The sequence below is a fragment of the Pseudomonas monteilii NBRC 103158 = DSM 14164 genome (genome assembly GCF_000730605.1).
Classification (GTDB): Bacteria; Pseudomonadota; Gammaproteobacteria; order Pseudomonadales; family Pseudomonadaceae; genus Aquipseudomonas; species Aquipseudomonas monteilii.
On record NZ_BBIS01000024.1, the window covers coordinates 48,924 to 67,821 of the forward strand.

16 protein-coding genes are annotated in these 18,898 nt (G+C 60.6%); 5 read left to right on the top strand and 11 right to left on the bottom strand.

What is annotated here, in order from left to right; translation table 11 throughout:
* Positions 1–102 precede the first annotated feature (102 nt).
* Positions 103–1,350, top strand: a complete 1,248-nt coding sequence (locus PM2_RS13880; RefSeq protein WP_004883036.1) for a hypothetical protein — start codon at positions 103–105, stop codon at positions 1,348–1,350.
* A gap of 239 nt (positions 1,351–1,589) precedes the next feature.
* Here PM2_RS13880 and PM2_RS13885 read toward each other — a convergent pair whose 3' ends face one another.
* From PM2_RS13885 to PM2_RS13920, 8 genes are all read right to left on the bottom strand, one after another.
* Positions 1,590–2,657 (bottom strand): PDDEXK nuclease domain-containing protein, encoded by a 1,068-nt coding sequence (locus PM2_RS13885; protein ID WP_004883035.1) that lies wholly within the window; start codon positions 2,655–2,657, stop codon positions 1,590–1,592.
* Positions 2,654–3,853: a tyrosine-type recombinase/integrase gene (locus tag PM2_RS13890; RefSeq protein WP_004883034.1), complete on the bottom strand. Its 1,200-nt coding sequence runs from the start codon at positions 3,851–3,853 to the stop codon at positions 2,654–2,656. Before PM2_RS13890 ends, PM2_RS13885 begins: the two co-directional genes overlap by 4 nt.
* Positions 3,854–4,079: 226 nt before the next feature.
* Positions 4,080–5,435 carry an acetyl-CoA carboxylase biotin carboxylase subunit gene (gene accC, locus PM2_RS13895; RefSeq protein WP_016715394.1) on the bottom strand — a complete coding sequence of 452 codons (1,356 nt, stop codon included), beginning with the start codon at positions 5,433–5,435 and terminating at the stop codon, positions 4,080–4,082.
* Positions 5,436–5,452: 17 nt separating this feature from the next.
* The gene (gene accB, locus PM2_RS13900) at positions 5,453–5,917 is read right to left on the bottom strand and encodes an acetyl-CoA carboxylase biotin carboxyl carrier protein (protein ID WP_016715395.1); all 465 of its coding nucleotides are present in this window, start codon (positions 5,915–5,917) and stop codon (positions 5,453–5,455) included.
* A gap of 99 nt (positions 5,918–6,016) precedes the next feature.
* Positions 6,017–6,472 carry a type II 3-dehydroquinate dehydratase gene (gene aroQ / locus PM2_RS13905; protein ID WP_003255330.1) on the bottom strand — a complete coding sequence of 152 codons (456 nt, stop codon included), beginning with the start codon at positions 6,470–6,472 and terminating at the stop codon, positions 6,017–6,019.
* Positions 6,473–6,651: 179 nt separating this feature from the next.
* Positions 6,652–8,424 carry a protein-disulfide reductase DsbD gene (locus PM2_RS13910; protein WP_028699143.1) on the bottom strand — a complete coding sequence of 591 codons (1,773 nt, stop codon included), beginning with the start codon at positions 8,422–8,424 and terminating at the stop codon, positions 6,652–6,654.
* Positions 8,425–8,587: 163 nt separating this feature from the next.
* On the bottom strand, positions 8,588–10,549 hold the full coding sequence (locus PM2_RS13915; protein ID WP_028699144.1) for a methyl-accepting chemotaxis protein: 1,962 nt from the start codon (positions 10,547–10,549) through the stop codon (positions 8,588–8,590).
* A gap of 130 nt (positions 10,550–10,679) precedes the next feature.
* On the bottom strand, positions 10,680–12,038 hold the full coding sequence (locus tag PM2_RS13920) for a GGDEF domain-containing protein (protein WP_016715398.1): 1,359 nt from the start codon (positions 12,036–12,038) through the stop codon (positions 10,680–10,682).
* A gap of 248 nt (positions 12,039–12,286) precedes the next feature.
* On the opposite strand from PM2_RS13920, the gene PM2_RS13925 reads away from it, so the two are divergent.
* The 4 genes from PM2_RS13925 (at position 12,287) to speA (ending at position 16,558) form a co-directional block, all read left to right on the top strand.
* A complete protein-coding gene (locus PM2_RS13925) occupies positions 12,287–13,354 on the top strand; it encodes a DUF2333 family protein (protein ID WP_016715399.1) in 1,068 nt (355 codons plus the stop codon).
* Positions 13,355–13,356: 2 nt separating this feature from the next.
* On the top strand, positions 13,357–13,893 hold the full coding sequence (locus PM2_RS13930; protein ID WP_016715400.1) for an NUDIX hydrolase: 537 nt from the start codon (positions 13,357–13,359) through the stop codon (positions 13,891–13,893).
* 228 nt (positions 13,894–14,121) lie between these two features.
* Positions 14,122–14,493: a translation initiation factor Sui1 gene (locus PM2_RS13935; RefSeq protein ID WP_025754639.1), complete on the top strand. Its 372-nt coding sequence runs from the start codon at positions 14,122–14,124 to the stop codon at positions 14,491–14,493.
* A gap of 151 nt (positions 14,494–14,644) precedes the next feature.
* Positions 14,645–16,558 carry an arginine decarboxylase gene (gene speA, locus PM2_RS13940; RefSeq protein WP_016715402.1) on the top strand — a complete coding sequence of 638 codons (1,914 nt, stop codon included), beginning with the start codon at positions 14,645–14,647 and terminating at the stop codon, positions 16,556–16,558.
* 37 nt (positions 16,559–16,595) lie between these two features.
* Here the strand turns inward: speA and PM2_RS30060 are convergent, their stop codons facing one another.
* From PM2_RS30060 to PM2_RS13945, 3 genes are all read right to left on the bottom strand, one after another.
* Complete coding sequence (locus tag PM2_RS30060; RefSeq protein WP_230852939.1) at positions 16,596–16,988, bottom strand: hypothetical protein; 393 nt, start codon at positions 16,986–16,988, stop codon at positions 16,596–16,598.
* Positions 16,989–17,004: 16 nt separating this feature from the next.
* On the bottom strand, positions 17,005–17,346 hold the full coding sequence (locus tag PM2_RS30065) for a polymorphic toxin type 44 domain-containing protein (protein WP_085985044.1): 342 nt from the start codon (positions 17,344–17,346) through the stop codon (positions 17,005–17,007).
* A 144-nt stretch (positions 17,347–17,490) separates the two neighbouring features.
* Entirely contained in the window at positions 17,491–18,840 is a 1,350-nt protein-coding gene (locus PM2_RS13945; RefSeq protein ID WP_016715403.1) for an MATE family efflux transporter, read from the bottom strand.
* Positions 18,841–18,898 lie beyond the last annotated feature (58 nt).

Below are 18,898 nucleotides of genomic sequence, written 5' to 3' on the forward strand. Positions count from 1 at the left end.
GGGATGAGCGAATAGCGAACGTGGAGCAGCGCGATCCACAAAGTGGAGACGCTCAAGGTTCCGTCGCTTACTATTTGGACTACGGCGAGTTGAGTAAAAAATATGAAAAATATCTTTGAAGAAATCAATGAATTTTCTTCGGAAAAAATCGCGTTATTCAGCTTTGGGAAATTTTGCTACGTCTTTCTTAATAAAGACCCGATCTTTGTCAAGAAATTGCTTCCCCTCATCCAAACCTCTCTGGCAAATGAGAGCTTTCAGGCAGACGTAATGCGTGCTTATACGGAGGGCTGCATGAATGAAAAGGCGGCCATTCTGAAAGAATTTGAAGCCAAACGCGACCATCCAAACGCAGCCAAGTTTTATGGGCCACAGCTTGATCTAGTGGACAAGCGATTGGCTATAAAGACAATCCAGCATTTAATGGACTACTTAAATAATTATCTCAACGAGTATCCGGGATCGCTAGAAATTCTCAACAATTCCTACAAGCATATCCATGACGAAGATGGTGTTTCGTACATAAAAGAAAATTACGCAAATTATCGCATTGGCTGCATTTTTTATTCCAAGCACCAATCAATCATGGGGAGGGCTGAGATGCTGGAGCTAAAATATTCCAAGGTAGTTGAACGTGAGTACGAGAAAATTGGAATTGACATAAGAAAGGAAGATGCTCAGTTCTCTAAATATAGTCTTGTCAGCCTGAACGAGAATATTCAGATATTCAACGACAAGGATAGTCAGACAATACGCGATGAACGCATAGGGCGACACTTCTGGATAAAAGTTCCGAGGAAGCTGCTTACCTCTATCGAGGAACTCATTGAAAAAGGAATGCTGTCCGAAATAGCATTCAGGATTGATTACGTCTCCGATTATGTCCCTGCAATGGAGGAGATGGAGTTTGGCGCTCCGTTGCGATTGAAAATATCTTCCCTTCCTAGATTGTCAAAGTTCTACTCCACCGATAAATATGAGAACAATCTATGGATTCACCATGACGCAGAGAAGCTAAGTTTGACTTTTGAAGAATTGATGGAGGACTTTGAGGTGGCAGGCGACGACGTCGTAACGCAAGTCATCCATCTTGAATACAGTTCAAAAGGCGATGATTTTTTTATAACTCACTTGGATCACGAATTTATCGTATATACGTTGGATAGCTATCAAGAAAGATTGAGCAATGCCAACATCAAGGGGCATAGAAAAATAAAGACATTCAAAATAGATAACTCAATGATCCCGTTTGATATAAATATTAGCGGGGATCTTTTTCTGTTTCAGGTTCTCGATTCGTATTTAAAAAATGATGACTTGATTCGTGAATATTTTGAAAAAATTAACTGACTTTATAGTTTGAGATATTTAATTAAAACAGCGATCGGCATAGAACATGGCGCTGCTGCCCGCGATAATCATGTGATTGGGCGCTCGCGCCCACTAGCCCCAGCGCATCCTTGAGCCGCAGGCCAGTTCCTTATCGGCCTATGGCGATTCCACACTAGCATGGAGCCTCGATAGAGCAAGAGATCCGTTGCCACATGCTCGTGCTGTGGTTTGGGTGTACGGTTGGACAGATGCTGCTGTCAGGACTTCTCGCCAGGCTGCCGCTGCTCGATCTGCAACCGCGCCCGTTCGGTCGCCTGCTGCAACCGCTCCCCCAGCACCGCACGCGGCGGCAGGGTCGTCAGGTATTCGGCTACGTGGATGCCCGACTTGTCCAGCTCCAGCAACTCGATCTGCTCTGACTTCTTGCCGGTACAAAGAATGATGCCCAGCGGCGAGGCTTCCTCCGGTTCGCGTTCGTGCTTGTCGAGCCAACGCAAATAAAGCTCCATCTGCCCCTTGTATGCTGCCTTGAACTCGCCGATCTTCAACTCCACCGCCACCAGCCGCCGCAGCTTGCGGTTATAGAACAGCAGGTCCAGGTGGAAATCCTCGTCGTCGATCTGGATGCGTTTCTGCCGGGCTAGGAAAGAGAAGCCCGCGCCCAACTCCAGCAAAAAAGACTCCATTTCGCGGATGATCGCGGCTTCCAGGTCGCCTTCCTGCCAGGTATCGCGCAGGCCCAGGAAGTCGAGGATGTACGGGTCGCGCATGACCAGCGCCGGCGACATGCGCTGCGCATCGCGCATCGCCGCCAGCTCTTGCGTGATCGTCTCGTCCGGCTTCTTGGACAGCGCCGTGCGCTCGTATAGCATCGAGTCGATGCGCTCGCGTAGCGTCCGCACGCTCCAGCGTTCGGCGCTGGCCATTTGCACGTAGTAGTCCCGCTGGAGCGGGTCTTTTAGCGGCAGCAGCGCCACGAAATGCGACCAGCTCAATTGTCGTGACAGCGTCACGACAATTGGCTCGTCCGAGAAGGTGGCGGCGAACTGCACCATCCGGCGCAGGTTCTTGTCCGCGAAGCTACGTCCGTAGTCGCGGACAAGCTGCGCCGCCAGGGTCGGCAGGATTTCGTCGCCGTACCCGGCCCGCTGCCCGGCAAGCACTTCCGTATGGATGCGCTGGCCAATGCGCCAGAACAGCAATGTCAGCTCGGCATTGACCGCCGAGGCGACGCGCTGGCGCGACGCTTCGATCAGTGCCCGGATGTCGCCCAGCAGCGCGGGCGGCGCTGCTGGCGCTGAGACGGATGCCTTGCGCCGGGTCATGCGGCCACCTCCTTGGCTCCCTGCATCCCGGTGATCGTCTTACGCCGATTCGCCACCAGTTCGGCCGCCTCTCGCACCGGCTTATCCTCGGTGTGGACGTAGCGCATGAACATGACGACGGTCTTGTGCGCCGTTAGCGCCATGCCGACCTTGACCGGGATGCCCGAATTGGCAATGTCGGTCGCCGAACGGTGGCGGATGCCGTGCGTGCCCACGTGCGTAGCGCCAGCCGCCTTGAGCGCACGGCTCCAGCCACCGTAATACTCGCCCGTGGTTAGATGCTTGCCAGCGTGGCTAGGAGAAGGCAGCACATAGCGGCTACCCTCCTGCCGGGGTGCCGTCGAGAGTAGCCGATAGGCTTCCTCGCTCATGGGCTTAGACATGCCGCCTGTCTTGCTGTCAGGCCAGACGACGCGCCGGTTCTGCAAGTCAACCCAGTTCCATTCCAGCGCGATGATTTCCGAGCGGCGGCCGGCGAACTCGAACTGCAGGCGGATTCCCAAAGGGATGACGTAGTTCTCCAGCCCCTCCGACTCGATCTTGTCGAGCTGTCGGAACAGGTTGCCCATTTCTTCGTCGCTGATGAGGTGAGTCGATTTGCCGGCAGGGAACATCGGGACGTGACGGCAAGGGTTGGTACCGTCGGGCCGATAGCCCCATACCTCGGCCATGTTGAACATCTTGCGCAAGACGCTGAATACCTTGTTCGCCTCGGTCTGCTTGTACGAAAGCTTTTCCATCAGTCCGGCGATTTCAGGACGCTTCACGTCCTGAACTTTCTTGCGTCCCAGCAGCGGAATAATGTTGCGATTGATGACAGCCTGATAGCCGGCTTGGGTGCTGAGCTTGTTGCGCTTCTTGGAGTAGTCCTCCATGAACTTCGTGCATAGCTCCTTGACCGTAGGTGCCTGGCGCGCCTCCGCCTTCTCTGCGGCGGGATCTCCGCCTCGGCGGACTTGGGCCAGCCATTCCTGCGCCAGCGACCGCGCCTGTTCGACGGTCAGCTCCCCGTACAGTCCTAGCGAGGGCTTGCGGCGCTCGCCAGCGTTCGTCCGGTACTGGAGCATGAACACCTTGCGACCCGCCGGGGTAATCTTGCACAGGAAGCCGGGGACCAGCGTGTCCCGGAGTTCGACGGCCTCTGCCTGGGGTTGCGCCGCATCGACAGCGGACTTAGTGAGTTTGATCTTAGCCATGATGACTCCTTGGAAAGACCTGGATTCCAAGGGCCGGATAGGAGTCAGGCGGTCGGAAGTCAGGTCAGGTTTCGGAAAGCACCGGCATATGTTGAACTCGCTTAAGTCATTGATAAACCTGCTGTATCGGGCTGTAGCGTAGTCCAGCGAATTTCGGTGCTGGAGTCATGGTGAAATAAAAAACCCCGGCACAAGGCCGGGGTTTTTGGTGCATCACACTACTCGATCAATGCTCGTTGGCCAGCTTGTGTTCGAGGTAATGAATGTTGACGCCGCCTTTGCAGAAACCTTCATCACGCACCAGGTCGCGGTGCAGTGGGATGTTGGTCTTGATGCCGTCGACGACGATCTCGTCCAGTGCATTGCGCATGCGTGCCATGGCTTCGTCGCGGTCCTTGCCGTAGGTGATCAGCTTGCCGATCAGCGAGTCGTAGTTCGGCGGAACCGAATAACCGCTGTACAGGTGCGAATCGACGCGTACGCCGTTGCCGCCTGGTGCGTGGAAGTGCTTCACCTTGCCTGGGCTCGGGATGAACTTCTTCGGGTCTTCGGCGTTGATACGGCATTCCAGCGAGTGGCCACGAATCACCACGTCTTCCTGGCGGTACGACAGCTTGTTGCCAGCGGCGATGCTCAGCATCTCCTTGACGATGTCGATACCGGTCACCATCTCGGACACCGGGTGCTCAACCTGCACGCGGGTGTTCATCTCGATGAAGTAGAAGCGGCCGTTCTCGTACAGGAACTCGAACGTACCCGCACCACGGTAGCCGATCTCGATGCACGCATCGACGCAACGCTTGAACACTTCCTGGCGGGCTTTCTCGTCGATGCCCGGGGCTGGTGCTTCTTCCAGCACCTTCTGGTGACGGCGCTGCAGCGAGCAGTCACGGTCGCCCAGGTGAATGGCGTTGCCCTGGCCGTCGGACAGTACCTGGACTTCCACGTGGCGTGGGTTGGTCAGGAACTTCTCCAGGTAGACCATCGGGTTGCCGAAGGCTGCACCGGCTTCGGTACGGGTGAGCTTGGCCGAGGCAATCAGGTCCTCTTCCTTATGCACCACGCGCATGCCGCGACCACCACCGCCACCGGCGGCCTTGATGATCACCGGGTAACCGACGTCACGGGCAATCGCCAGGGCGACTTCTTCGTCTTCCGGCAGCGGGCCATCGGAGCCCGGTACGGTCGGTACGCCCGACTTGATCATCGCGTCCTTGGCCGAAACCTTGTCGCCCATCAGGCGAATGGTGTCGGCTTTCGGGCCGATGAAGGCGAAACCGGATTTTTCAACCTGCTCGGCGAAGTCGGCGTTTTCTGCCAGGAAGCCGTAGCCCGGGTGAATCGCGGTGGCGCCGGTGACTTCGGCGGCAGCGATGATTGCCGGGATATGCAGGTAGGAATCCTTGGACGATGCAGGACCGATGCAGACCGACTCGTCTGCCAGGCCCAGGTGCATCAGTTCACGGTCGGCGGTGGAGTGCACAGCGACGGTTTTGATGCCCAGCTCTTTGCAGGCACGCAGGATCCGCAGGGCAATTTCCCCGCGGTTGGCGATCAGGACTTTTTCGAGCTTCCCAGACATCGTTGGCTCTCCGCGATTCAAACGACGGTGAACAGCGGCTGGTCGAACTCAACCGGCTGGCCGTCTTCTACCAGGATGGCGTCGATGACACCGCCAACATCGGCTTCGATGTGGTTCATCATCTTCATGGCTTCGACGATGCACAGGGTGTCGCCTTTCTTCACGGTCTGGCCCACTTCAGCGAAGTTCGGCGAGGTCGGCGAAGGCTTGCGGTAGAAGGTACCTACCATTGGCGAGCGGATCACGGTGCCTTTCAGGGCCGGGGCGGCGGCGGCAGCTTCGGCGGCTGGAGCGGCAGCGGCAACCGGGGCGGCAACAGGCGCAGCAGCGGCTACTGGAGCCGGTGCGAAGTACTGTTGGGCAGCCGGGGTTTTGCTGTGACGGCTGATACGGACCGACTCTTCGCCTTCCTTGATCTCCAGTTCGTCGATGCCAGACTCTTCCAGCAGCTCGATCAGTTTCTTGACTTTACGGATATCCATTAATCATCAACTCCCAAAGGTTCGGTCAGGGGGCGAAATACAAAAAAACGTAACTGAACGTTTCTCTAGAACCCTGGCCCACTGAGGCCAGGGTTTTCATCATTTGGGCTGTGCGTTGGCAGCCAGTTGTTCCAGCGCGGACTCCAGGGCCAGGCGATAACCGCTGGCGCCCAGGCCGCAGATCACCCCTACGGCAACATCGGAAAAGTAGGAGTGGTGACGGAACGGTTCGCGTTTGTGCACGTTGGACAGGTGCACTTCGATGAATGGGATGCTCACCGCAAGCAATGCGTCACGTAATGCGACGCTTGTGTGGGTGAAAGCAGCCGGATTGATCAGGATGAAGTCCACACCCTCGTTGCGTGCGGCGTGAATACGATCGATCAGTTCGTACTCGGCATTGCTCTGCAGGTATTGCAAATGGTGGCCTGCGGCGCGGGCACGTTGCTCCAGGTCCTGGTTGATCTGGGCCAGGGTCACGGCGCCGTAGTGGCCTGGCTCGCGGGTACCGAGCAGGTTGAGGTTGGGGCCGTGGAGCACCAGTAGCGTTGCCATCTGCGGATTCCTTGGGTTTGTAGGGCAATTCGACACAGCGCGGCGAGTGTGCCGCAAAGCGACGGCAGGTGTCCAGTTCCCGGCAGTAGCCAGCACGATGTCCGAGATTCGCGCGAAGTATGTGACCAAATACTTAAATCTGGTCACCTATTTCAGGATTTTTCCCGGCACGGGGGAAGTTATAGACCGACTTTCCCGCGCACGCGTGTCAGAATTTGCGCAAATTCACCGGCGTTTATCTCGCCAATCACCTGATCGGCGGTCATTTCGCTGCCGTTCGCGGCAAAGAAGAGCAAGGCGGGGGGGCCGAACAGCTGATAGCGGTCGAGCAGTGTACGTTGCTCGGCATTGCTCTCGGTGATGTCGAAACGCACCAACTTGAAGCCGGTCAGCTGCGTTTGCACCTGTGGCGCGTTCAGCACTTCATGCTCGATCACTTTGCAGCTGATGCACCAGTCGGCGTACCAGTCCAGCAGCACGGGCTGGCCTGCCGCCTTGGCCTGGGCCAGCGCCGCGTCCAGTGCGGCGGGAGTGGTGATGGTTTGCCAGGCATCCGCCTTTGCCGCCGGGCTGTCGCCGCTGACCGCCAGTGTTGCAACCGGCAGCGGGCGCAGCGGGTCGCCTTGGCCACTCAGCGCGCCATACCAGCAAGCCAGGGCGTAGACCAGCAAGCCCAGGCCCAGCAGTTGGGCCAGGCGCTGGCGTGCGCTTTTTACAACGAACTCCAGGGCGCCGAGGAACAGCGCCACGCCAGCGGCGAGGAAACCGACCAGCAGCAAGGTAAGCGGGCCCGGCAGCACGCGGCTGAGCAAGCCGATGGCCAGCCCCAGCAGCAGGACACCGATGGCGTTTTTCACGGTATTCATCCAAGGGCCGCTTTTGGGCAGCCAGGCTGCGCCACCGGTGGCTACCAACAGCAATGGCGCGCCCATGCCGAGGCCCAGGGCAAACAGCTTGAGCGCGCCGCCCACGGCATCGCCGCTGGCGCTGATGTACAGCAGGGCACCGGCCAAGGGGGCGGATACGCACGGCGAAACCAGCAGGCTGGAAAGCACGCCGAGCACGGCCGCGCCGAGCAGCGAGCCACCCTTGGTGTGGTTGGCGACGTTGTTCAGACGGTTGCTCAGGGCCTGCGGCAGCTTGATTTCGAACAGGCCGAACATGGCCAGGGCGAACACCACGAAGAACAGCGCGAACGGCACCAGCACCCAGGCCGATTGCAGACGGGCCTGCAGGTTAAGGCCGGCACCGAACAGGCCCATCAGCGCGCCGAGTACGGCGAAGCTGGCCGCCATCGGCAGCACGTAGGCCAGCGATAGAGCGAGCCCGCGCAGGCCGCCGACCTGGCCACGCAGCACCACGCCAGACAGGATCGGCAGCATCGGCAACACGCACGGGGTGAAGGTCAGGCCGACGCCGGCAAGGAAGAACAGCAGCAGTGATTTCCAGTTCCAGGCGTGTTCGGCAGCGCCCGGCGTATTTGCGCCGCTTTCGCCATCGATGCTCAGGCGTTCGGTTTCCGGTGGGTAGCACAGGCCCTTGTCGGCGCAACCCTGGTAGCCCACCAGCAGGGTGAAGGCACGCGGGTCGGTGCGCGGCAGTTCGATGTCGACCACGCCGTGGTAAACCTCGACGTCGCCGAAGAACTCATCGTGCTTGGCTTCGCCTTTGGGGATGTTCGGCGTGCCCAGGGCAACGTCGGCCGGCTCGGTGCGGAACTGGAAGCGGTGGCGGTAAAGGTAGTAGCCCTCGGTGGCGACGAAGCGCAGCTTGAGGGTGTGCGCATCGGCCTGGATCAGGCTGAGCTTGAAGGCCTCGTGCACCGGCAGGAAGTCGGCATTATTGGACAGCGAAGCGGCCCCGAGGGTGGCGCTGGGGCGGTTGTCGAGCAGGCCCGTGGCGAAGGCAGGGCTGGCCAGCAGCAGGAACAGCAGGAAAAACAGGCGGCGCATGGCGGACTCGCGAGGTGGAACGTGCCGGCATGATAGCGGAGTTGGTGGAGGATGGGGCCAGCTGGGCTTGCCATGACATTTTTAGCGCCTGGGAGATCGAGCGCCGCCCGCGGGGCGCTCGATCTCCCAGGCACTGCACATGTCATGGCGAGCACCCGCCAGTTCACACCCTGAACGCCCGCACCGCCCGATTCAGCTCACCGCCCAGGCCCAACAACTGCTCGCCTTGCTCGCGCCCCTCACCAATGCGCTGCAGGTTGTCCTCACCCAACTCATGAATCCGTTCGCTGTGGTCACGAATCTCACTCACCGCGCCGCTCTGCTGCGCCGTGACATCGGCAATCCGCACGGCGGTATCCGAGATGGTGCGAATGGCACAGACAATCTCGTCCAGTGCGCCATCTGCCGCTTGGGCCTGGTTGGCTGTGGCCTCGGCATGCTCAAGCTGCGCACGCATCCCTGCTACCGAACTTCTCGCGGCTTGCTGCAGGCGGTCGATCAGTGCCTGAATCTCGCCGGTAGCCCCCGTGGTGCGTTGCGCCAGCGAGCGCACTTCATCGGCTACCACGGCGAAGCCACGGCCCATCTCACCCGCACGCGCCGCTTCGATGGCGGCGTTCAGCGCCAGCAGGTTGGTTTGCTCGGCAATCGAGCGGATCACCGTCAGCACCCCGCCGATGGTGGCCGACTCTTCCGCCAGTTGCTCGATCATGCGGGCGTTGCCTTGCACTTCATCAACCAGTTCACGCAAACCTGACAGGCTCTGGCCGATCACCGCCTGGCCTTGCTCCACCGCACGCCCGGCATCGCGGCTGGCGTCGGCGGCGGCGCTGGCATCACCTGCCACTTGCTGGATGGTCGCTTCCAGTTCGCTCAGTGCGTCGCGGATCTGCCCGGTATCGCCCGCCTGGCGTTCGGCGCCGTCGTGCAGGGCGGCGCTCATGCCGGCCAGCGCGTGGCTGCTGCCCGCCACTTGCTCGGCGTTGTGGCGGATGGTGCCTACCAGTTCCACCAGGTACTGGCGCAGGCGGTTGAGCGATTCCTGGATGTCGCGCAGTTCGCGGTTGGTCTTGCCCAGGGCGATACCTTGGGCGAAGTCGCCTTCGGCCCACCGTGACAAGGCGGGTGCCAGGCCGGTGAGGGTACGCGTCAGGCGGCGCTGCAGGGTGTCGATCAACAAGGCGATCAGCAGGATCAAGCCAATCATCAAACCCTGGATGATGCGCACCTCGGCGGCAATTTTCGCATGCTGGCCACGCACTTCGGGTTCCAATGCTGCAATGGCTAGCTGCACGGCCTCAAGGCGTTGATTAGTGCTGGCGGCCAGGGCGCCGCGGCGTTCGATCTGTTCGCGGGTACGCTGCAATTCAGCCGGGTAGCGGCTCAGCAGGCTTTGCAGTTCACGCTTTAGGCCAACCGCGATGTCTTCCTGCTGGGCATTGGCCTGGGTCTCAAGGCCCATCATCGCGGCGAAGTCGTCGGCACCGGACTCGGCGGCGCGGGTTACGCCAAGCAAGGGCAAGGCATCGATGGCTTGAGCCTGGGCGCGGATCAGTTGCAGCTCGCGCTCCACCTCGTCGGCAAGCTCCGGGCGGCCGCTATTGACCAGTTTGTCCCGGGCCAGCGAAAGGCGGCTCAGGTGCACAGTGGCATCGAGCAATGGCAACAGGTAGCGGTTGGCATCGGCGTTGCCGCTGTCGCGAGCGTAGCCGGCCAGTTGTTCGACGTTGGCTCCCAGCTCCCGCTCGGCCTGCAGCAGCAGGGCTTGTGGGTCACCGGCCAGCTTGCCAGCGGCCAGCAACTCATTGGCGGTGAAGGCCTGCAGGCTGTCCAGGCTTGGGCGTAATGTGTCGGCCAGCTCAACGGGCCATTCGGCCAGGGCGGCCTGCAGCTGCTGGTTGGCCTCCATGGCGGCGGCATGACGCAGGGCGTCGCCGCTGGCCAGGTACGCCTGGATGTTGCGTGCCGCCAGGTTCTGAAACTGCTGGGACAGGCCCAGGTAACGCTCCATCATCTGGTAGGGGCGCTCGAGGGCGCGCTGCGACCACCACAAGGTGGCGCCCAAGGCGAGGCACACGGTCACCAGCAACAGGGTGTTGAAATTGGTCAGCCACTTCAGGCGCATAGCCGCGAACTTCCTGCGCAGGGGAGTAGAGGTAGGCGCCTGAAGTTATTGCGATTTTGTGACCGGGTGATGACGACAAGGGGCTGGCGTCAGAAAAAAAGTGGCACAGTGCCTGTACTGGTGAAACTGGTCAGGGTTCTACACGCACTACACAGTTGCGCCCGGCATGCTTGGCCCGGTACAACGCCTCGTCCGCCGCACTGGCCATGGTCAGCGCATCGAGCCCGTCATCCAGCTGCACCACACCTGCACTGAACGTGCACTGCAAATCCCGGGGTTGTGCCGGGTAGAGAATTTCGGCAAAGCGCCGGCGGATTTCGTCCAGCACCCTGTGTGCTGCGTCCAGCGCGGTGTTGGGCATGACAATGGCGAACTCCTCGCCGCCGTAGCGGCCGATGAAGTCAGTCTTGCGCAAACGCTGCTTGAGAAACAGGGCCAGGCTCTTGATCACCCGGTCGCCCATGGGGTGGCCATGGCGGTCGTTGATCTTCTTGAAATGGTCGATGTCGAGCATGGCAAAGCTCAACGGTTGCTGTTCACGGCGGGCGCGGAAGCTGCAGTCTTCCAGCAGTTGCAGGATGTGGGTGTGGTTGTACAGCCCTGTCAGGCTGTCGCGCACCATTCGCGCCTTCAGGTGCCGGGCACGGGCGGCGCGGTTGCGCACGGTGGTGATCAGGTGGCGTGAGCGAAACGGTTTGGTCAGGAAGTCATCCCCGCCTTCGCTCATGGCGTCCAGCTGTTTGTCCAGGTCGTCTTCGGCAGACAGGTAGATGATCGGCACGCTCACGTAGCGGTCGCTGTGGCGAATCACCTTGGCCAGCTCCGGGCCGGTACAGGCTGGCATGTACAGGTCGAGAATGATGAGGTCGGGCTGGAAGTCGGCAAGCTCTGCCATGGTGCGGATCGGGTCGGTCAGGCTGCGGGTTACCATACCGGCGCTGGCCAGCACCCGCTCGGTATACAGGGCCTGGGTGCGCGAGTCGTCGATGATCAGCACGCGCAGCGGGTCGTGCGGGCTGGCGTTGGTCAGCAGTTCGACCTTCTCCAGCAGGCTGGAAGCCTCCAGGCTGCCGGTGAGAAAGTCCTGGCCACCCGCGCGCACGGCGGCCAGGCGGGTCGGGGTGTCGGCTTCGTGGTGGCTGAAGAACAGCAGCGGAACAGGTTGCGCCAGCGCCTGCTGCACCTGGACGGCCAGCAGCAAGCCTTGGCCAGCGCCGGTGAAGTCGACGTCCATGATGATGGCCGAGGGTGAGTACTCGCTGATCGAAGCGCAGAGCGCCGCAGCGCTTGGCAACGCTTGCACCACCAGGCCGAAGAATTCCAGTTGCTGGGCCAAACGCTGGGCACGCTCGTGGTCCTGCAGCAGGATGTACACCGGTTTACGCAGGGGCGGCAGCAGCACCTGGTCGAGCGGGTCATCCTTGCGCAGGCCGCTACGCGTCGCCTGTTGGGCGGGGCACTGCGGGCTCGGCTCGACTGCTTGGCTCATGTCCTGGCTACTTATAGGTTGGGGTGTGCAGGGGCAATGATGGCTGTATGCTAGCAGCTCTTACCGAATACGTGAGTGCCCTGCATCAACAAAGCGGCCAGAACGAATATTCAGTTGCTGACCGATTGGTCGCTTATGCGTACGGTGGTGTCTGCTTTATAGTGCTGTCACACGGGCTTGCCGTGGCACCCTGGCGCAGGCCTGTGGTCCAAGCCTCTGAACCGTCGTGACTGATTAAGGACAAAGCCATGCTGGACTGGAAAAATCGCGAGGCCAAAGCCGAGCCCCGCGAGCGTGTCGATGGCCGCGGCGCTGCTGCCCGTAGCTACCTTGGCGGCCTTTGGAGCCGTGCCCTGGGGACCCTTATCGGGTTGTACCTGCTGGTGTGTATCGGCCTGGGCTGGTACTGGAGCCAGGAGCCTGCGCTGTTCCCGGTGCAGCAGAATGCCCAAGCCGCTGCCGAGCGCACCGGCCAGCAGATGGTGGTGGGTTATACCACCCTCGAAACCCTCAAGTCCGTGGCCGGCACCTTGCTGAACAAGCCGGGCGGCTACATTTCCAACGACCGCTTCCCGCCCGGGCTGTGGATGGACAACATGCCGAGCTGGGAATACGGCGTGCTGGTCCAGGTCCGCGACCTGTCCCGCGCCCTGCGCAAGGACTTTGCCCGTTCGCAGTCGCAGTCCACCGAGGACGCCGACCTGGCCAAGGCCGAGCCGCGCTTCAACTTCGACAACAAGAGCTGGATCTTGCCATCGAGCGAGTCGGAGTTCGAAGAGGGCATCAAGTCGCTGACCCGCTACCAGACCCGTCTGGCTGCCGGCGACAAGGGCGCGATCTTCTACACCCGTGCCGACAACCTGAACAACTGGCTGGGTGACGTGGCTACCCGCCTAGGCTCGCTGTCGCAGCGCCTGTCGGCCAGCGTTGGCCGGGTGAAGCTGAACACCACGCTAAAGACCGAGTCGGTGGTTGCCGGCCAGGCGCCGCAGGTGGACGAAGAGCTGGTGGAAACCCCATGGCTGCAGATCGACAACGTGTTCTACGAAGCCCGTGGCCAGGCCTGGGCGCTGTCGCACCTGCTGCGCGCCATCGAGGTGGACTTTGCCGACGTGCTGGCGAAGAAGAACGCCACGGTCAGCGTGCGTCAGATCATTCGTGAGCTGGAAGCCTCGCAAGAGCCGCTGTGGAGCCCGATGGTGCTCAACGGCAGTGGTTTCGGCATGTGGGCCAACCACTCGCTGGTCATGGCCAACTACATTTCCCGGGCTAACGCTGCGGTCATCGACCTGCGTCAGCTGCTGTCGCAGGGTTGATAATGGCCATAAGCCCAAACGAGGCCGCCCACCGGGCGGCTTCCGACCGCGAACAGGTCACCTGGGTGGACGAAGCCGATCAGGTGCTTGGAGCGTTGCCCCGCGCCGAACTGCGCGAGCGGGGGTTGATCGGGCGTTGCACGTTCATTCTGCTGTTCAATAGCGCCGGTGAGTTGTGCGTGCACCGGCGGACCTTGAGCAAAGCGCTGTACCCGGGGTACTGGGATGTGGCGGCGGGCGGCATGGTGACAGCCGGTGAGGGTTATGCCGAATCGGCGGCGCGTGAGCTGGCCGAGGAGCTGGGGATTGAAGGGGTGGAGCTGCGGTTTCACGAGCGGTTCTATTTTGACCAGCCCGACAACCGGTTGTGGTGTGCGGTGTATTCGGCGGTATCGGATGCGCCGTTGCGCTTGCAGCCGGAAGAGGTGATCGAGGCGCGGTTCATTGGGCTTGAGCAGGCTGAGCAAGAGCGTCTGACCAAGCCCTATTGCCCCGACTCGTTGGCGGCTTTGCAGCGCTATAAAGCCAGCCTGGGATGACGCAGGGGATCGCAAAGCGGTCCCAGTGTCGAATGGCGTCGCAAAACATTCGCAAAATGCCGCAATCCAGTACTTAGCAATCGCCTTTTTTATCGTTACACTGCGCGCCCTTTTCGGGCTGTCGCAGGATCTTGCGGCAGTAGCGCCGCCCCTGCCAGAGTGGGGCTTCGCGGTCGGCCTCTACCCCAAGGCACGACCAGTTTTTGTCCTCAGCACAGAGGAACAAAAGTGGCCAAGAAAGCTTCTTCCTTTTCCGCCCTTGGCGGTCTCGTGTACTCCACCGATGCCGGTCGACACTGCCCCGACTGTGGCCAGCCGGTGGACGCCTGCATCTGCAAGCAGCAAATCATCCCCGAAGGCGACGGCATTGCCCGTGTGCGCCGTGAGAGCAAAGGCCGTGGGGGCAAGACCGTGACCACCGTCACCGGCGTGCCGCTGCCGCTCGACCAGCTCAAGGAGCTGGCGACCACGCTCAAGCGCCGCTGTGGTACCGGCGGCGCCCTGAAGGATGGGGTGATCGAGATTCAGGGCGATCATGTCGAGCTGTTGATCGGCGAGCTGACCAAACAGGGTTTCAAGGCGAAAAAGTCCGGCGGCTGAGGCCATCGCGCGATTTTTTGCCCAGCGCTTTCTAAACTCGTTCCCGTGGTCAAGGTCTATGCCTGAGCACGGATGAATCGTCATTTTCAGCTTTTACACTCGCTCCGCTGCCTGCGGGGCAGTGTCTTCGACTTATCTATAGGGGACTTGAATGTCCGTACGACGCACACGCAAAGACGATGGTAGCCAATGGACCGTGGCCGACAGCCGCAGTGTTTATGGCATCCGCCATTGGGGCGCTGGTTATTTCGCCATCAATGAAGCCGGGCGCGTCGAAGTGCGCCCCAACGGCCCCAAGAGCGCGCCGATCGACCTGTTCGAACAGGTCGACGAACTGCGTCAGAGCGGCCTGTCGCTGCCCCTGTTGGTACGCTTCCCCGACATTCTGCAGGACCGCGTTCGCCAGCTGACCGGCGCGTTCGACGCCAACATCGCGCGCCTGGAATACCAGAGCAAGTACACCGCGCTGTACCCGATCAAGGTCAACCAGCAAGAAGCGGTGGTGGAAAATATCATCGCCACGCAGAACGTTTCGATTGGCCTGGAAGCCGGCTCCAAGCCCGAGCTGCTGGCCGTGCTGGCACTGGCGCCAAAGGGCGGCACCATCGTCTGCAACGGCTACAAGGACCGCGAGTTCATCCGCCTGGCGCTGATGGGCCAGAAGCTGGGCCACAACGTGTTCATCGTCATCGAGAAAGAGTCGGAAGTGGCTCTGGTGATCGAAGAAGCCGCCGAGCTCAAGGTGAAACCCCAGGTCGGCCTGCGCGTGCGCCTGTCGTCGCTGGCTTCGAGCAAGTGGGCCGACACCGGTGGTGAAAAGTCCAAGTTCGGTTTGTCTGCCGCTCAGTTGCTCTCCGTGGTGCAGCGCTTCCGCGATGCTGGCCTGGACCAGGGCATCCGCCTGCTGCACTTCCACATGGGCTCGCAGATCGCCAACCTGGCCGACTACCAGCACGGCTTCAAGGAAGCCATCCGTTACTACGGCGAGCTGCGTGCGCTGGGCCTGCCGGTGGACCACATCGACGTTGGCGGTGGCCTGGGCGTGGACTACGACGGTACCCACTCGCGCAATGCCAGTTCCATCAACTACGACATGGATGACTATGCCGGCGTGGTAGTGGGCATGCTCAAGGAGTTCTGCGACGCGCAGGGCCTGCCGCATCCGCACATCTTCTCCGAGAGTGGCCGTTCGTTGACCGCGCACCACGCCATGTTGGTGATTCAGGTCACCGACGTCGAGAAACACAACGACGACGTGCCGACCATCGAGAACAAGGAAGCTCTGCCTGAGACCGTGCAGTGGCTGGTCGACCTGCTGGGCCCGACCGACATCGAGATGGTGACCGAGACTTACTGGCGCGCCACCCACTACATGGGTGACGTGGCGGCGCAGTATGCCGATGGCAAGATCACCCTGGGCGAGAAAGCCCTGGCCGAGCAGTGCTACTTTGCCGTGTGCCGCCGCCTGCACAACTCGCTCAAGGCCCGCCAGCGCTCGCACCGCCAGGTACTGGACGAGCTGAACGACAAGCTCGCCGACAAGTACATCTGCAACTTCTCGGTGTTCCAGAGCCTGCCGGACACCTGGGCCATCGGCCAGGTGCTGCCGATCATCCCGCTGCACCGCCTGGACGAAGAGCCGATGCGCCGTGCGGTGCTGCAGGACCTGACCTGCGACTCCGACGGCAAGATCAACCAGTACGTCGACGAGCAGAGCATCGAGACCAGCATGCCGGTGCATGCGGTGAAAGAGGGCGAGGACTACTTGCTGGGCGTGTTCCTGGTGGGTGCCTACCAGGAAATCCTGGGGGACATGCACAACCTGTTCGGTGATACCGACTCGGTGAACATCTACCAGAATGCCGATGGCAGCGTGTACCACGCCGGTATTGAAACCCACGACACCATCGAAGACATGCTGCGCTATGTGCACTTGTCGCCGGAGGAGTTGATGACCCACTACCGCGACAAGGTGGCCAGTGCCAAGATCACTGCGCGGGAGCGGACCCAGTTCCTGGATGCGTTGCGTCTTGGGTTGACCCGGTCTTCCTATCTGTCCTCCTGAGAATCAAAGGGGCCGTTATGCGGCCCCTTTTAGCTTTTTACTTTTGTCGAGCCGTTGCGGTGAGCTCGACTGTAACAGGCAAGACTGCGCCATTTTCTCTGAGGGCTGTGGTACTCGAATAGCTGTAGACCTGTTCCTCTGTGCGAGCCGATATTCTCAAACCCTCAACGTATTTCACTGCTCCTGATTGTCGAGTGACGAGGAAGGGCGTAAGCGTCCGAAGGCTCTGCAATGCCTGATCATCTGGCTGTTTTTTTTCAGCTACAAAGTACAGGTAGGTCATCGGCACCGTTGCACCGCCAGCATCGCTGAGCACTTCATAAACGGCACTGTGTTTGCTAATTGGCGTTGCCGATACGATCTTGGTCAGTGCTGGAGTTGAACCTGCGGAGAAAATCCATAGGGCTTGCCCAAGGGTGAGTACAAACAACCCTCCTATCAGCCACCTAGTAGCCGTGTGACTTGGCATATTCGATACCTTTCCTGATCCATTCCTGGTCTCCAGGATCATCACCGTAAGGAGACTCACCCCACCATGATCCAAAGGATGAGTCACTGGTGCCCGCTCGGTTTTGTGCCCATCCGGCACCCCGCAATAGGAACGCTTCGGAAAGACCCGCAGCAGTTCCAGTTGCTCCATAGTTGAAGTTGCCTAAGGCCTCGTACTCTCTTCCCTGTTGCTTGTAGTCCCATTCACCTCGATTTCTAACCTTTGAATAGAACCATGACACTAGGAAAGCATTGCCCCCATTCTTGAAGTAGTTACGCTCTCGGCTTGCAGCATGCATGTTGCTTGCTTAGAACAGATACACCTGATGGCGCGGGTGGAGGGTACATGATGGCTCCTTGCTCGTAGGCATTTAAGATAAGCCCCTCCTTGGGTGCTGCATTTATCGGCCTGAGGCTTGGAAACAGTCAACCAAACATCTTTTTCATATTGTGTTTCCTTGCCCGCCGATCCACTGATCTTTTAACTTCCACCCCACCCACCCCAGCGTCACCGCCCGCAACCCCATGAACCCGAGAAACGCCAACCACAACCCATGGTTGCCGAATCCGCTCATGCCTACCGCCACCGGCAGTGCAATCGCGACTGACACCAACATTGCATTGCGCATCTCCCGCGCCCGGGTCGCACCGATGAACAAACCGTCCAGCAAATAACTCCACACCGCAATCAACGGCAGCAATGCCAGGTACGGCAGGTAGGGATAAGCCGCCGCCCGCACGCTCTCGATATCGGTCTGTAAGTCAATAAACAGGTGCCCACCCAGCAAGAACAGTGCGGCAAATCCCAGGCTGGTAATCAGCGACCAGCCACACGCGACCACCAGCGAGCGGCGCAGGGTATCCCGGTCGCGGGCGCCGATGGCGTGGCCGCACAGGGCTTCGACCGCATGCGCCAGGCCGTCGAGCGCGTAGGCGGTCAACAGCAGGCCGTTAAGCAGCAGGGCGTTGGCAGCCACGGTGGCCTCGCCCAGGCGTGCGCCCTGTACGGTAATCAGCAGAAACACCAGTTGCAGCGCCAGGCTGCGCAGGAAGATGTCGCGGTTGACCGACAGCAGCGGTCGCCAGGCCTGCCAGCGTTTGAGCGCTGCCCACACGATCTGCCCTGGGTAAGCCCGCAGCGCCGGACGGGTCAGGGACAGGCCGAGCAGGGCAGCACTCCATTCTGCAATCACCGAGGCCCGCGCCGAACCCAGCACCCCCCAGTCCAGCCCCAGGACGAACCACAGGTTCAGGATGATGTTCAGCAGGTTGGTGGTCAGCAGGATGGCCAGCGGTGCCCGGGCGTTCTGGGTGCCCAGGAACCAGCCGACCAGCGCGTAGCTGGCCAGTGCTGCGGGCAGGCCAAGCAGGCGGGTATGAAAGAAGTCTTCAGTGGATTGCTGAAGGGCGGCGCTGGGTTGCATCGCCTGCAGTGCCAGCTGGCTGAACGGCAGGGCCAGCAGGCCAATCAGCAGGGCGAAGCCGACCGCCAGCAGCAACCCTTGCACCAGCACCTGGCGCAACGCCGCGCCATCACCACGGCCGGCAGCCTGAGCGGCGAAACCGGTAGAGCCCATGCGCAGGAAACCCATCAGGCCGACCATGAAGGTGAACAGCGTGGCGCCCACGGCCACGGCGCCCAGCTGGTGGGCGTGGGGGAGGTGGCCGATGACCGCGCTGTCGACCAGGGCTACCAGCGGCACGGAGATGTTGGACAGGATCATCGGCGCGGCCAATGCCCAGACCTTGCGGTGGGTGGGGCGGTGGCGCCAGTCAGTGAAGAGTTGGGACATTTGCATTCCATGAGACTTGGGGCCGCTATGCGGCCCCCTTATCGAATGCCGCAGTGTA

What these genes read in the sequence shown, in the direction of transcription:
- PM2_RS13880 (WP_004883036.1), top strand. Translation starts at nt 103, where the DNA reads ATGAAAAATATCTTTGAAGAAATCAATGAATTTTCTTCGGAAAAAATC.
- PM2_RS13885 (WP_004883035.1), bottom strand. Translation starts at nt 2,657, where the DNA reads ATGACCCGGCGCAAGGCATCCGTCTCAGCGCCAGCAGCGCCGCCCGCG.
- PM2_RS13890 (WP_004883034.1), bottom strand. Translation starts at nt 3,853, where the DNA reads ATGGCTAAGATCAAACTCACTAAGTCCGCTGTCGATGCGGCGCAACCC.
- accC (WP_016715394.1), bottom strand. Translation starts at nt 5,435, where the DNA reads ATGTCTGGGAAGCTCGAAAAAGTCCTGATCGCCAACCGCGGGGAAATT.
- accB (WP_016715395.1), bottom strand. Translation starts at nt 5,917, where the DNA reads ATGGATATCCGTAAAGTCAAGAAACTGATCGAGCTGCTGGAAGAGTCT.
- aroQ (WP_003255330.1), bottom strand. Translation starts at nt 6,472, where the DNA reads ATGGCAACGCTACTGGTGCTCCACGGCCCCAACCTCAACCTGCTCGGT.
- PM2_RS13910 (WP_028699143.1), bottom strand. Translation starts at nt 8,424, where the DNA reads ATGCGCCGCCTGTTTTTCCTGCTGTTCCTGCTGCTGGCCAGCCCTGCC.
- PM2_RS13915 (WP_028699144.1), bottom strand. Translation starts at nt 10,549, where the DNA reads ATGCGCCTGAAGTGGCTGACCAATTTCAACACCCTGTTGCTGGTGACC.
- PM2_RS13920 (WP_016715398.1), bottom strand. Translation starts at nt 12,038, where the DNA reads ATGAGCCAAGCAGTCGAGCCGAGCCCGCAGTGCCCCGCCCAACAGGCG.
- PM2_RS13925 (WP_016715399.1), top strand. Translation starts at nt 12,287, where the DNA reads ATGCTGGACTGGAAAAATCGCGAGGCCAAAGCCGAGCCCCGCGAGCGT.
- PM2_RS13930 (WP_016715400.1), top strand. Translation starts at nt 13,357, where the DNA reads ATGGCCATAAGCCCAAACGAGGCCGCCCACCGGGCGGCTTCCGACCGC.
- speA (WP_016715402.1), top strand. Translation starts at nt 14,645, where the DNA reads ATGTCCGTACGACGCACACGCAAAGACGATGGTAGCCAATGGACCGTG.
- PM2_RS30065 (WP_085985044.1), bottom strand. Translation starts at nt 17,346, where the DNA reads ATGCATGCTGCAAGCCGAGAGCGTAACTACTTCAAGAATGGGGGCAAT.
- PM2_RS13945 (WP_016715403.1), bottom strand. Translation starts at nt 18,840, where the DNA reads ATGTCCCAACTCTTCACTGACTGGCGCCACCGCCCCACCCACCGCAAG.